This is a genomic window from Soonwooa sp. T0.1_25 (genome assembly GCF_057652215.1).
Window position 1 is genome coordinate 635,074 of the sequence record NZ_JBYFBZ010000001.1, and the last position, 15,416, is coordinate 650,489.

Genomic DNA, 15,416 nt, shown 5'->3' on the forward strand with positions numbered 1-15,416 from the left:
ATTGAAGAATAGTTAATCTTCAACTGAATAAATAGATTGTACAGAATTAATTTTGGATTATTTTCCTTTATTCAGGAGTTCTATTTCTTTTTGTAATTCTTTGATTTTGATATTCTGATCCTGAGCATTTTTCAGTAAAATAGGAATCAGTTCGTTATAGTTTACCGATTTATAGGTTTCCGAATCGCTGTTTACGATATTGGGAAGTACTTTTTCTACTTCCTGAGCGATAAGCCCGTATTGAAGCTGGGCATTTCCACCTTTCTTTTTTCCGTTCTCGTTCCAGAAATAAGAAACAGGATTTAGTTTTAATATTATTTCATCTGCATTTGTAATCGGAGTGATGTTTTGTTTTAATCTTGCATCCGAATTATAGTCCACTGCGCTGGCTTTCACCGTTCCTGCAACATCCAGCTTTGCTGATGGATTCGCAACGCCAATCCCAACACTTCCAACACCGGAGAAGACAAGGTTTTTGCCATTCAGTTCTACATTTCTGGCTGCTTGTGCGGTGGTAATTGTACCATCGGCGGTATAAATATTAGATGTAAGTCCACCAATAGTTTCCCAAATGCTGCCGTTCCAATAATAATATCCGGCTTGTGTAATTTTATCAACTTTAGCATTAGAAACCGCAGGGGCAGAAGTAGCATAAATCATTAAAGATTCGGTTCCTGATTGCAGATTATCGGTCATGGTTTTTATTTGATCTCCCGTTAATCTCGGGATAATGAGTCCTTCGGCTTGGGTATCACCATTGGTCTTGGCGACCACTTCCAGAGTGGACTTTGGTGTTGTGGTGTTGATGCCGACTTGCGCAAATATATACGTGCAGGTGATGCTTGCTACAATTGAGTAGAATTTTTTCATGAAGGTAGTTGATTGGTTTGATTTATAGATCAGATATTTTTTTTAAATCCAGTAGGTTAGTTTTCAAAAAAAATCTTGCTTCGTGACAATTTCGCAAGCCTTAAATAAGATAAATTTTTTAAGAGAAATAAACATTTTGTTATTTGTTGCAAAGATAAAAAAAAAGTAAATTTTCTAGTAATAAAACAATGCTTCGCATAATTTTATTAAAAATAATATTTATCAGGTATTATTGATTCACAGTTTCTGTTTCGTATGAGTTTTATTTTATTACAGTATTTTGCAGGTGTAAAGAGTTGTTCTTTAATTATTTAATTTACAATAAAAAGCCTTGTTTTTGTTAATTCGTTAATGGCTTTAGGGTTTTAACGGGTTGCGTTTTTGTTAAACAGATGCTTTTACATAAATTAGGTTTGGAATTATCGCTTTTAAATGTTGATCAGGAAAAAAGTATTTATTAATATTTTCTTGCAATTCAGCATGTAAAGTTGTATCTTTGCACCTCATTTTGGGCTTAAAAAATAAATTTATCTAGTGACAATTTTTGTAAAACTCTTGTGTCTTCGGCTACAAGGGATTTTGTTGTTTTTGTAAGTTTTTATTTGTTTCCCAAAATTTTAATTAGAAAAGAATATTTTGCATTACGTTGTGAAAAGATATACCAGCGTTGCTTAGAATTAGAATCGAGAACTAAGATAAAGATTTAAAACCAATTCTGATAGCCCAAAAATCGAGTGTTTTTCATCTTTTTCAGACTTCTTCTTCTGCTTCGATATTTTTGAGATAAACAAAATATTTTTTAACCTTTTTCTTGTAATTTTATGAGTGAAACACAGGCAAATTCAAAAATCAAAGGGACTGAAAGAATCAACTTTTCTTCTGCGAAAGGTAAGATTGTAACGCCTGACTTTTTGGATATCCAAATCCAGTCTTTCAAGGATTTTTTCCAGTTAGACACGCTTCCTGAACAACGTCTTAATGAAAGCCTTTATGGTACGTTCCAGGAGAATTTTCCAATTACAGATTCTAGAAACCAATTTGTTCTAGAATTCTTAGATTATCTAGTAGATTCGCCACGTTATTCTATCGACGAGTGTGTTGAGAGAGGTTTGACGTACAGCGTTCCGTTAAAAGCTAGACTGAAATTGTATTGTACAGATCCAGAACACGAGGATTTCCAAACGGTTGTTCAGGACGTTTATTTAGGACCTGTTCCTTACATGACGCCTTCAGGATCTTTCATCATCAACGGAGCAGAGCGTGTTATTGTAACACAGCTACACAGATCTCCAGGTGTATTCTTCGGTCAAACTTACCACGCGAATGGTACGAAGTTGTATTATTCAAGAATTATCCCTTTCAAAGGGTCTTGGATGGAATTTACAACCGATATCAACAGCGTAATGTATGCTTATATCGATCGTAAGAAAAAGTTACCTTTAACGACATTATTAAGAGCAATTGGTTATGAGTCTGATAAAGAGATTCTTCAGATTTTTGACCTTGCAGAAGAAGTTAAAGTTAACAAAGCAAACCTTAAAAAAGTACAAGGAAGAACTTTGGCTGCGAGAGTATTGAACACTTGGTTCGAAGATTTCGTAGACGAAGATACAGGTGAGGTAGTTTCTATCGAAAGAAATGAAATTATCCTAGACCGTGAGACTGTTCTAGAAAAAGAACATCTTGATATTATTTTGGAAGCTGGGGTTAAGACAATTCTTATCCACAACGAAAATTCTAACGAATTCTCAATCATCCAAAATACATTACAGAAAGACCCAACTAACTCTGAGAAAGAAGCCGTAGAATATATCTACCGTCAGCTTCGTAATGCAGATGCACCAGATGAGGAAACTGCTAGAGGAATTATCGAAAAATTATTCTTCTCAGAGCAACGTTACTCTTTAGGTGAAGTTGGTCGTTACAGATTGAATAAAAAATTAGGTCTTAATATCGCTGAAGATATTCAAGTTTTAACAAAAGAAGATATTATCTCTATCGTTAAACACTTGATCGAGTTGGTAAACTCTAAAGCTGAAGTTGATGATATCGACCACTTATCTAACAGAAGAATTAAAACAGTTGGTGAGCAATTATCAGGACAATTCGGTGTTGGTCTTTCAAGAATCGCTCGTACGATTAAAGAAAGAATGAACGTTAGAGATAACGAAATCTTTACACCACTAGACCTTGTTAATGCTAAAACTTTAACATCCGTTATTAATTCATTCTTTGGTACCAACCAGCTATCTCAGTTTATGGACCAGACCAACCCACTTTCAGAAATCACGCACAAGCGTAGACTTTCTGCACTAGGGCCTGGTGGTTTATCAAGAGAAAGAGCAGGTTTCGAGGTTCGTGACGTTCACCATACGCACTACGGACGTATCTGTCCAATCGAGACGCCAGAAGGACCAAACATTGGTTTGATCTCTTCATTAGGTATCTATGCAAAAATTAACCAATTAGGTTTCATCGAAACACCTTATCGTCAAGTAGAAAACGGGAAAGTAGATTTGGACAGCGCGCCAATTTACCTTAACGCAGAAGACGAAGAAGATAAAGTAATCGCACAAGCGAACGTTGAGATGAAGGATGACGGAGAAATCTCTACGGATCGTGTTATTGCACGTCTAGATGGTGACTATCCAGTTGTTGAGCCCGCGCAAGTTGACCTTATCGACGTTGCACCTAACCAGATTTCTGGTATTTCGGCTTCATTGATTCCTTTCTTGGAGCATGATGATGCGAACCGTGCGTTGATGGGATCTAACATGATGCGTCAGGCCGTTCCTCTACTTAGACCACAAGCACCTATCGTTGGTACAGGTCTAGAAAAGCAAGTTGCTAGAGATTCTAGAATCTTAATCAATGCTGAAGGTACTGGTACTGTAGAATATGTTGATGCTAACAAGATTACTATTAAATATGACAGAAGCGAAGATCAAGATCTAGTTTCTTTCGATACAGGTACTAAAACTTATAACTTAACTAAATTTAGAAAAACCAACCAATCTACTACAATCACGTTGAAGCCAATCGTAAGAGTTGGTGACGTTGTTGAGAAAGGTCAAGTTCTTTGTGACGGTTACGCAACTGAAAACGGAGAATTGGCTTTGGGTAGAAACTTGGTGGTTGCCTTCATGCCTTGGAAAGGTTACAACTTTGAGGATGCTATCGTAATTAACGAGAAAGTAGTTCGTGAGGACTGGTTTACGTCAATTCACGTTGATGAGTATTCTCTAGAAGTTCGTGATACCAAATTAGGTATGGAAGAATTGACAGCAGATATCCCTAACGTTTCTGAAGAGGCTACTAAAGACCTTGACGAAAACGGAATGATCCGTATCGGCGCAGAAGTTAAGCCTGGTGATATTTTGATTGGTAAGATTACACCAAAAGGTGAGTCAGATCCAACACCAGAAGAAAAACTTCTTCGTGCAATCTTCGGTGATAAAGCTGGTGATGTTAAAGATGCTTCGTTGAAAGCTGACTCTTCTTTAAGAGGTGTTGTTATCAACAAGAAGTTGTTCTCTAGAAACATTAAAGACAAAAAGAAAAGATCTGAAGAGAAAATCAAACTTGAAGAAATCGAAAATACTTACAAAGCTAAATTCGATGATTTAAGAAATACTTTGATCGAAAAACTTAACATTTTAGTATCAGGAAAAACTTCACAAGGTGTTAAAAATGACTTGGATGAAGAAGTAATCGGTAAAGGTGTTAAATTCACTCAGAAGTTATTGACAAGTGTTGAGGATTATGTTAACATTAGCGGTTCTGACTGGACAGTTGATGCTGACAAAAATGAATTAATCAAACAATTAATCCACAACTATAAAATTAAGTATAACGATATCCAAGGTGTGAAAAACAGAGAAAAATTTGCACTTTCTATCGGAGACGAACTTCCTGCAGGTATCATGAAGTTGGCTAAAGTCTATATCGCTAAAAAACGTAAACTAAACGTTGGTGATAAGATGGCAGGACGTCACGGTAACAAAGGTATCGTATCAAGAATCGTTCGTGAAGAAGACATGCCATTCTTAGAAGATGGGACACCAGTAGACATCGTATTGAATCCACTTGGGGTACCTTCTCGTATGAACATTGGTCAGATCTACGAAACCGTTCTTGGTTGGGCTGGTAAAAAGTTAGGATTGAAGTTCGCAACACCAATCTTTGATGGTGCAGAGCTAGATCAAATTACTGAATACACAGACAAAGCATCACTTCCAGCTTATGGTAACACCTATCTATTCGATGGTGGTACAGGAGAGAGATTTACACAGCCAGCAACAGTTGGGGTAATCTATATGCTTAAGTTAGGACACATGGTAGATGATAAGATGCACGCACGTTCTATCGGACCTTACTCATTAATTACGCAACAGCCATTAGGAGGTAAAGCGCAATTCGGTGGTCAGCGTTTCGGAGAGATGGAGGTTTGGGCATTAGAAGCATTTGGTGCATCTAATATCCTTAGAGAAATCTTGACTGTTAAGTCGGATGACGTGATTGGTAGAGCGAAAACGTATGAAGCGATCGCGAAAGGAGAAGCAATGCCAGAACCAGGTATTCCAGAATCTTTCAACGTATTACTTCACGAGTTACAAGGTCTTGGACTTGACGTAAGACTTGAGGAATAATAGACACAAGATAAGAGACACAAGATGCAAGATTTTTTAGTCTTAGCTCTTGGCTCTTGGTTCTTTTAATCTTAAACAAAAAACAATGTCAAATAAAAATAAATCAAGTAGATTTAGTAAAATCACTATCGGTTTAGCTTCACCAGAATCTATTCTTCAAGAATCTAGAGGGGAAGTTTTAAAACCAGAAACAATTAACTATCGTACGCACAAGCCAGAAAGAGATGGTTTGTTCTGCGAAAAAATATTTGGTCCTGTAAAAGACTACGAATGTGCTTGTGGAAAATACAAACGTATCCGTTACAAAGGTATCGTATGTGACCGTTGTGGTGTAGAAGTTACAGAGAAAAAAGTAAGACGTGAAAGAATTGGACATATCGGACTTGTTGTGCCAGTTGCACACATTTGGTATTTCCGTTCTTTACCTAACAAAATAGGTTACTTATTAGGTATTCCTTCTAAGAAGCTAGATATGATCATCTACTACGAAAGATATGTAGTGATCCAACAAGGTATTGCTAAAAAAGCAGACGGTTCAGATTTCGAGGATAAAGAATTCCTTACAGAAGAAGAATATCTAGATGTTCTAGAAACGCTTCCTGTAGAGAATCAATATCTTGACGATTCTGACCCTAACAAATTCGTTGCTAAAATGGGTGCCGAAGCTGTTGAAGAACTGTTGAAGAGAATCGACCTAGACGCCTTGTCTTTCGATCTTCGTCACAAAGCTCACAACGAAGGTTCTAAGCAAAGAAGAACTGAAGCATTAAAAAGATTAAATGTTGTTGAAGCCCTTAGAGGTGCTAATACAAGAATGATCAATCGTCCAGAGTGGATGGTGATGCGTGTTCTTCCAGTTATACCACCAGAATTAAGACCATTAGTTCCGTTGGATGGTGGACGTTTTGCAACATCGGATCTTAACGACCTTTATAGAAGAGTTATCATCAGAAACAACCGTCTTAAAAGATTATTGGAGATCAAAGCCCCAGAAGTTATCTTAAGAAACGAAAAGCGTATGCTTCAAGAATCGGTTGATTCATTATTCGATAACACAAGAAAATCTTCTGCAGTTAAGTCGGAATCAAACAGACCATTGAAATCACTTTCAGATTCATTGAAAGGTAAGCAAGGTCGTTTCCGTCAAAACTTATTAGGTAAGCGTGTTGACTACTCAGCTCGTTCGGTAATTGTTGTTGGGCCTAGCCTACAATTGCACGAGTGTGGTCTTCCAAAAGATATGGCAGCAGAACTTTACAAACCATTCATCATTAGAAAACTAATCGAGAGAGGAATTGTAAAAACTGTAAAATCTGCTAAGAGAATCATCGATAGAAAAGAGCCCGTAGTTTATGATATCCTAGAAAACGTGATGAAGGGTCACCCAGTTCTTTTGAACCGTGCACCTACACTTCACCGTTTGGGTATCCAAGCCTTCCAGCCTAAGATGATCGAAGGTAAAGCGATCCAACTTCACCCATTGGTAACAACGGCTTTCAACGCCGATTTCGATGGTGACCAGATGGCGGTGCACTTACCTTTAGGTCCAGAAGCAATTTTGGAAGCTCAGTTATTGATGTTAGGTTCTCAAAACATCCTAAACCCTGCGAATGGTTCTCCAATTACGGTACCTTCTCAGGACATGGTTTTGGGTCTATACTTCATGACAAAACAATTGGATTCTACAGAAACAATGAAAGTTAAAGGTGAAGGTCTTGCTTTCTATTCTCCAGAAGAAGCAGAAATTGCTTACGCTGAAGGACAAGTTTCTTTGAATGCTAAAGTAAGATGTAAACTACCAGTAAAAGTTGATGGCGAATTGGTTACTAAACTAATCGAAACTACTGTTGGTAGAATTATCTTCAACCAAATCGTTCCTAAACAAGTAGGTTATATCGACGAATTGTTGACTAAGAAATCTCTTAGAAATGTTATCGGTAGAATCCTTGCAGATACAGACTTCCCTACAACGGTTAAGTTCTTGGATGATATGAAAGACTTAGGTTATTCTAACGCATTCAAAGGAGGGCTTTCGTTCTCATTAGGTGACATCGTAGTTCCTGCTGAGAAGAAAACAATGATTGCTTCGGCTATCGAATCTGTTGACGAAATTAAGGCTAACTATAACATGGGTCTTATTACCGATACAGAACGTTATAACCAAGTTATTGACGTTTGGACAAATACCAATGCGTCCCTAACAGAAATGATCATGAGCAGAATGAAAACTGACCAAGGTGGTTTCAACTCTGTATATATGATGCTTGACTCTGGTGCGAGGGGTTCTAAGGAACAGATCCGTCAGTTATCAGGTATGAGAGGTTTGATGGCAAAACCACAAAAAGCTGGTTCTGTTGGTGCTGAGATTATCGAAAACCCAATTATCGCGAACTTTAAAGAAGGTCTTTCGATTTTGGAGTACTTTATCTCTACCCACGGTGCTCGTAAAGGTCTTGCGGATACCGCTCTTAAAACTGCCGATGCAGGTTACTTAACACGTCGTTTAGTTGACGTTGCTCAGGATGTTATCATTACTGAAGAAGATTGTGGTACATTAAGAGGTACAGAAGTTACACCACTTAAGAAAAATGACGAAATCGTTGAGAAAATTTCTGAAAGAATCTTAGGTAGAGTATCACTTCACGATATCTACGATCCAGAATCTGACGAGTTAATCGTAGAAGCAGGAGAATTGATTAACGAAGCATTAGCTAAAGCAATCGAAACTGCTGGTATCGAGTCTGTAGAAGTACGCTCTCCATTAACTTGTGAAGCTAAAAAAGGTATCTGTTCTAAGTGTTATGGACGTAACCTTGCAACAGGTAAGATGATCCATATGGGTGAAGCAGTTGGTGTAATCGCTGCACAATCTATTGGTGAGCCTGGTACACAGTTAACATTGAGAACCTTCCACCAAGGGGGTACTGCAGGTAACATTTCAGAAAATCCTTCTATCGTTGCAAAACGTGATGGTATTGTTGAGATGGACGAAGTTAGAACTATTACTTCGGAAGACGAAGACGGAAATACAGCAGAAATCGTTGTGTCTCGTTCAACAGAATTCCGTTTAGTAATGGATAACGAAGCACGTACACCTATCATGGTTGCTAACTTACCTTATGGTTCATCATTATTTGTAAAACCAGGTGAGAAAGTTTCTAAAGGAACAATGATCGCTAAATGGGATCCATATAACGCGGTAATTATTGCGGAAACTGCTGGTAAAGTAGAATACGAAGATATTATCCAAGGGGTTTCATTCGCGCTTGAGATTGATGAACAAACAGGATTTGAAGAGAAAGTTATCTCTGAATCTAGAAATAAGAAAGCTGTACCAACCCTTAAAGTTGTAGACTCTAAAGGTGTTGAACAAAAAGCTTACAACCTTCCAGTTGGTGCCCACCTTATGGTTAACGACGGAGAAAAAATTAAGGCTGGTAAAGTCTTAGTTAAGATCCCAAGAAAATCTGCAAAAGCGGGGGATATCACCGGAGGTCTTCCAAGAGTTACCGAATTGTTCGAAGCTCGTAACCCATCTAACCCAGCGGTTGTTACAGAAATCGATGGTGTAGTATCTTACGGTAAGATCAAGAGAGGTAACCGCGAATTGGTTGTAGAAGCTAAAACTGGTGAAATCAAGAAATACTTAGTTAAACTTTCTAACCAAATTTTGGTACAGGAGAATGACTTCGTAACAGCTGGTTCTCCATTATCAGACGGATCAGTTACGCCAGACGATATCCTACACATCAAAGGGCCAACTGCGGTACAAGAATACTTAGTGAACGAGATCCAAGAGGTTTACCGTTTGCAAGGTGTAAAAATCGACGACAAACACTTCGAAATTATCGTTCGTCAGATGATGACAAAAGTTTCGATTGTAGATGGTGGCGATACGCAGTTCCTAGAAGGAGCCTTAGAGCACAAGTATGACTTCTTAGAAGAAAATAACCGAGTATTTGGACTTAAAGTAGTTGTTGACGCTGGAGATTCTAAAGACTTAAAACCAGGTCAGATGATCACAGCTAGAGAGTTACGTGACGAAAACTCTAAGTTGAAGCGTGAAGACCAAGCTTTAGTACAAGTACGCGAAGCACTTCCTGCAACAGCAACGCCAGTATTACAAGGTATTACAAGAGCAGCGTTACAGACTAAGTCATTCATGTCAGCAGCATCCTTCCAGGAAACGACTAAAGTACTTAACGAGGCAGCAGTGTCTGGTAAAGTAGATTACTTAGGAGGTCTTAAAGAAAACGTAATTGTAGGACACAGAATCCCTGCAGGTACAGGTCTTAAAGAATATCAAAACGTAATCGTTGGTTCTAAAAAAGAATTCGAAGACATCAACTAAAATATTTAGTTTTTAGTTTCAGGTTTCAAGATGAAAGTCATATCTTGCAAACCTGAAACTTTAAATATTAAACAAAAACAAAATTTAAAATGGACAACAATCAAAATCAAGATCCTAACAACATCAACATCCAACTTAACGAAATGGTAGCTGCTGGTGTATACTGTAACTTAGCATTAGTTAACCACTCTCCATCAGAGTTCGTTATGGATTTCATCCAATTGATGCCAGGTGTACAACAAGCTAACGTAAGATCAAGAGTAATCTTAGCTCCACTTCATGCGAAGAGAGTATTAGCTGCGTTACAACAAAACATCGCTAACTACGAGCAACAATACGGAGAAATCAAAGAAGTTGAACCTTTCGTATTAGGAAGTAACAACGTACAAGCTTAAGATTTTTCTTAACATATGATAAGTCCCGATTCTACCAAGAGACGGGACTTTTTTATTTTGGGCGTGCCACATGACGGCTCGTTCGGACGCTCGCTGCGCTCGCGCCTCTCTCGCCGCCAGTGTCGGTCTACGCGCAGTCGCTGTGATGCTTGGACGGCTCCGCTGCGCTCTGCCGCCTCACATTACGAGCTCCACAATGCGCTTCGCCCTCACGCAGATTCGGGATAATTAGAAAAATTGACCATTATTTAACTCAAGTTTCAAAAATCAAAACTACATTTGTTCATTATTTTTAACAAAATGAAGAAGTTATTTTTTTTCCTAAATGTGTTGCTCTTCGCATTTATAAGCGCACAAAAAGACACAGCACAAATTGTAGTTCCTAATCGTGTTAATACCGTAGCAAATTTTCAAGATAAACCTTATGTTATTATGATTTCGGTGGATGGTTTTAGGTACGATTATCCTACAAAATATGCGACGCCCAATATCAATAGATTATCAAAACAAGGCGTTTCAGCCGATTACATGAATCCAAGTTTTCCCTCAATAACATTTCCGAATCATTACACCTTAATCACAGGTTTGTATCCTGCGCATCACGGTTTGGTAGACAATTTTTTTTATGACTACAAAAGAAACGAAGCCTACAAAATGAATGACGGAAAAATCGTTAGCGATGGTTCTTGGTACGGGGGAAAACCACTTTGGAGTTTAGCTGAAGAGCAAGGACTTTTGTCTGCGTCTTTGTTTTGGGTAAGTTCTCAGTCCGATGCGGGGAAAACGCGACCTACTTATTATTACAACTACCACGAAAAATTTAATAATGAGCAAAAAATAAGCATTGTTCTCAACTGGCTCAAACTTCCAGAAGCGCAACGTCCACATTTTATTACGATGTATTTTCCCGAAGTTGACGCGAATGGACATCATCATGGACCAGATTCTAAAGAAACGGAAGAGGCTGTAAAATCTGTCGATGCAGCAATTGGAGATTTGGTTACCAAAGTCAATAATCTTGGACTTAAAAATGTGAATTTCGTTTTCGTGTCCGATCATGGAATGATAAAAGTTGATAAAGAAAATGCCATCGACATTCCCGAAATCCTGAAAGATAAATCGCGTTTTGATTACTTTAATAGCAATACGTTGTTACGTATAAAAGTTAAAAATCCTGATGAGTTCAAACTCGTCTATAGAGAACTTAAAAGAAACAAAACCGGTGATTATAAAGTTTACAAAGAATCTTGCTTCCCAAGCCGATTGCATTATGGTAAAAAAGATGATATATTTGATAGGATAGGTGACATACTTTTAGTTCCTAATGCGCCAAAAGTTTTCCTTGAAAAAGCTAAGACAACAAGCATCGGAAAACACGGTTTTGATCCTAAAAAAGTTCCTGAAATGCGCGCTATTTTCCGAGCTTGGGGACCAGCTTTCAAATCTGATTTTGAGATTTCGCATTTTGATAATGTTAATGTTTATCCAATTATAACAAAAATTTTAGGTCTTAAAATCACTTCACCAATTGACGGTAAAGAAAAAGTTGCAGATAAGATTTTGAAATAATTTTTTAAAAGAAGCCTTTCAGGGTTCCAAATCTGAAAGGCTTTTCAATTATATTTATTTAGCACAAATAACTTTGAACTCTGTTCTTCTGTTGTGTTGATGTTGTTCTTCGGAGCAGTTAACATCGTTTTTACATTCATTTAATAATTTCGTTTCGCCATAACCTTTTGCGATGACGCGACTTCGGCTAAGTCCTTTTGATACTAAATAATTAACCGCCGAATCGACACGACCTTGTGATAGCTTTAGGTTATAATCTTCAGAACCGCGCGAGTCGGTATGTGACGATAATTCAAGCTTTATCGTAGGATTTTCTGCTAAGAACTGATAAAGTTTGTCAAGTTCTGGTTTTGCATCCTCACGAATTGTGGTTTGATCAAAATCGTAATTAATGTTTTGCAAGTTAATCGCTTTGTCACAAGTCGCTTCCTCCATACAAACTTGAAGATTGATAAACATTTTTTTAGTTCGATCATTCTTTTTGCCGTCAAGATTTTCGGTTTGTGAGAAGTAGTTTCCTTTTTTGCCATAGATAGTATACAACTCCTCTTTTGAAGCCATAAAACTGAAAGTTCCGTTCGCCGAAGTTTTTAGGTTTTTAACTTCTGCAGTCTTTTCATTTTTAAGACTAACATTGGCGTAAGACAAAGCTTTTTTTGTGTTACAATCAGTCACTTTTCCTTCGATAAAGAATCTTTCATCCTCATTCTCTAATTCGAAATACAAAGGTGTTAATGTGAAAATAGTTGTTTTTTCAATTTTTTTTGTGACTAAATTAATGTCGCGATATTTTCCTTTAAGCTCGTAATCATCAGGTTTTACATTGTTGAAGGTCACCTTTCCGTCTTTATTAGAAGTGCCATAATAAGCGCGTCGACCTTGGCTGTTAAATAATACAACCTCCGAATTTGGAAGTACTTCGCCAGAATATTTATCCTTTACTAAAACTTCCATTTTGTAAGTGCCCGTCGCAACTTTGGACTTTTTATTTTTGTAAGTGTTCCCGAAACGGTACACCAAACCAGCGAAAGCCCCGACAGAATGCGCCTCGTGCTCCAGCGTGCTACGACCTTGGAAGCCTTGTTGTGTGTTGAGATTGTTTTGTCCATTAACCTCCGAATATGGATAATAGCCTGCGATTGTACCTGTTCCGTTTTCTTTAATTTGGAAATGCTGAAGATAATAGGCACCAAAATTGAACCCAAGATTTTCAGTGAAAAAATAATTAAACTCCAGTTGTGCTTTTGCGCTCGCAACACTTGACACATCGTAACTATTATGCTCGCTAAGCGCAATATTTTGATTGTTTGCGATTCCTGTCAATTTGATATCGCCATTCTTCAAAATACTGATGCCACCACGAAGTTTGAAAATCATCGAAAGCTCATCAGAAAAATCATGTTTAAAATTAGGACCAATACCGACAAACATTCGATTGAGAGAATTTTCTGAAAGCTGAATGTTATTTAATTTAATATTGTTTAAAAATAAATTATCAGTAGGGTAGGTGCTTTTTGTAGAATTACTTAGATAATTAAAATCTGCGCCCAACCCGAACCAAGTCCAGAAATAGTCAACATTTGCGCCGACATTAAAACCTGTTTTATAATTGATAAATGGCGTTTTGTTATCCAAAGAAGGTGCGTCAATTCCGCCATAGATTCCGATTCGGAAGTTATTGTCATAGTCGCCATAATATTGCGCTTTTGTAACAATAAGTGAACAGCTTAACAATAAAAAAGTATAGATTTTTTTCACAGAAATAATTTTTGTAAAAATACAGTTTTTTCTACCACCTGTAGTATCTATATTTTGTAAATCAGTTTAGTTATTTGAATTTTTTGTTTCTTCTTTTGTCCAAAGCATTTGTAAAGAATCTATTTTTGCTCTTATCTCGCGATGACTTTTGTAGATGGCTTTTTTACCAAGCTTTTCGTTAGCTATATTGGATAGAATAACAACTGAAGTTTTGGATTCGGGATAATACATCACCAAAGAAGGTGCGCCTTTAACATAGCCGGTGTGTAAGTAAGTTTTCGGGTCTTCTTCGTGAATCATAATTCCGCAACCGTATTTTACCTTTCCTAAAATATAGTGATCAAAAGTTTTGGCAGGCTTTACAAAAGTTTGAAATGCCGAATCGCTCAATACTTTTCCGTTATACAAAGATCTATTCCAAAGATGAAGGTCATCAACTGTTGACAAAATTCCACCAGCTGCAATCGAAATACTATTTTTATCCAGACGTTTTGGCATGTTTGGGACTTCTTCATTTTGTTTTAAACTGCCAAGATGTGCACTTGCAAAATTGTTTCCATTAAAGAGATTTCCTGTTGAAGAATGTGTCATTCCTAATTTTTGGAAGAGTGCCACTACATTATCATCGTAAGATTTTCCAGTAAGATTCTCAACAATATCGCCTAGACTTTTGTAACCATCATTAGAATAATGCATTGCTCTCCCTGGTTTGAAAAGAAGTCGCTCTCCAGTAAAATTAATGCCAGAAGTGTGATGTAGTAATTGAGCAATCGTGATTTCTTGATAAGTTTTTGTCTTATAATTTTGTAGATACCTTGACACTTTATCCTCGATATTAAGTTTTTGTTGCTCCTGAAGTTGTAGGATTAAAACAGCAGCAAACTGCTTACTGTTCGACGCAATGGGAAAAAGTGTTTGGTTATCAATTTTTGTTTCAGTTTTAAAATTAGAAAAACCATTGGCGCGTTCATAGATTTTTTTGTTATCCCAATCTACAGACACAATGGTGTTAAACTTATTTTTTAAAATAATTGAATCTAAAAGCGGTGTGATTTCCGCTGATTTTTTGACGAGCGAAATACTGTCTTCAATGCGTTTTTGATCAATAATTTTTTGAGCTTCGACTTCTTCAGTTTTTTTACATGCTCCAAAAAAAGTAAAAATCAATAAAATCCAAAGCAACTGTTTTTTCATATTCTACTGTGTTTTCTACGGAAATACTTATTTTTTAATTTGATTGACCAACATATTATTGCTTTAAAGTTAAAAAATCTTTTGGCTTTAAAAATGAATAGAAATTAATATCAAAAAATAATTTTGTTTAATTTTATCAGATGATAAATAATTATTTTATGATATTTTTTTTAAAAAAAATATCAATTTTAATATTGATTTTACTATTTCTGTGTGTCAATTCGCAAAGTCCAATATCTGCACTAACTGATAGTTTGGTTGTCACTTTAAAAAAAAAGTAAAATAGTTGATTTAAGTCTTAAAATCGCAAATCAATTAAAAACTGAAAACTTTGCTAGAAGTCAATATTACATTAACCTCGCTAGAACAAACACCGAAAAACTTAATGATACTGCTGCCTGGAAGTTTTTTTACGATAAAGCAAATAAAATTTATTTTGATATAGATGCGCTCGATTTGTTTCAGGAAACACTTTTAGCTGTAAGTCTCCCCAAACGTTGGACAGAATTATACCCTCATTTTGTATTGTAAAACTATAAAATATTTCATTCTGTTGTTGATGTTGGCAAAATTTGTTGAAAAGGAGAAAACTCGGTGTTGAGATTAGCGTCTGGCGAGTTTTCCTTTTTC

At 36.8% G+C, this 15,416-nt stretch carries 8 protein-coding genes; 4 read left to right on the forward strand and 4 right to left on the reverse strand.

Going from position 1 to position 15,416, the window contains the following annotated elements:
- Positions 1-57 precede the first annotated feature (57 nt).
- Complete coding sequence (locus AC23MB_RS03100) at positions 58-870, reverse strand: tail fiber domain-containing protein (RefSeq protein WP_312321758.1); 813 nt, start codon at positions 868-870, stop codon at positions 58-60.
- Positions 871-1,691: 821 nt separating this feature from the next.
- Between AC23MB_RS03100 and rpoB the strand changes: the two genes are divergently transcribed.
- The 4 genes from rpoB to AC23MB_RS03120 all read left to right on the forward strand — a co-directional run bounded on the left by rpoB (position 1,692) and on the right by AC23MB_RS03120 (position 11,834).
- Positions 1,692-5,519 carry a DNA-directed RNA polymerase subunit beta gene (gene rpoB / locus AC23MB_RS03105; protein ID WP_487786492.1) on the forward strand — a complete coding sequence of 1,276 codons (3,828 nt, stop codon included), beginning with the start codon at positions 1,692-1,694 and terminating at the stop codon, positions 5,517-5,519.
- A gap of 85 nt (positions 5,520-5,604) precedes the next feature.
- Complete coding sequence (gene rpoC, locus AC23MB_RS03110) at positions 5,605-9,870, forward strand: DNA-directed RNA polymerase subunit beta' (RefSeq protein WP_487786493.1); 4,266 nt, start codon at positions 5,605-5,607, stop codon at positions 9,868-9,870.
- Between the two features lie 89 nt (positions 9,871-9,959).
- Positions 9,960-10,265, forward strand: coding sequence for a DUF3467 domain-containing protein (locus AC23MB_RS03115; RefSeq protein ID WP_312321753.1), 306 nt, complete (start codon positions 9,960-9,962; stop codon positions 10,263-10,265).
- Between the two features lie 300 nt (positions 10,266-10,565).
- The gene (locus tag AC23MB_RS03120) at positions 10,566-11,834 is read left to right on the forward strand and encodes an alkaline phosphatase family protein (protein WP_487786494.1); all 1,269 of its coding nucleotides are present in this window, start codon (positions 10,566-10,568) and stop codon (positions 11,832-11,834) included.
- Between the two features lie 54 nt (positions 11,835-11,888).
- Here AC23MB_RS03120 and AC23MB_RS03125 read toward each other — a convergent pair whose 3' ends face one another.
- The 3 genes from AC23MB_RS03125 to AC23MB_RS03135 form a co-directional block, all read right to left on the reverse strand.
- A complete protein-coding gene (locus tag AC23MB_RS03125) occupies positions 11,889-13,592 on the reverse strand; it encodes an OmpA family protein (RefSeq protein ID WP_487786495.1) in 1,704 nt (567 codons plus the stop codon).
- A gap of 66 nt (positions 13,593-13,658) precedes the next feature.
- Positions 13,659-14,786, reverse strand: a complete 1,128-nt coding sequence (locus AC23MB_RS03130) for a serine hydrolase domain-containing protein (RefSeq protein WP_487786496.1) — start codon at positions 14,784-14,786, stop codon at positions 13,659-13,661.
- Positions 14,787-15,168: 382 nt separating this feature from the next.
- Positions 15,169-15,416, reverse strand: a 248-nt coding sequence (locus AC23MB_RS03135) for a hypothetical protein (RefSeq protein WP_487786497.1), incomplete at its 5' end; no start/stop codon positions are given.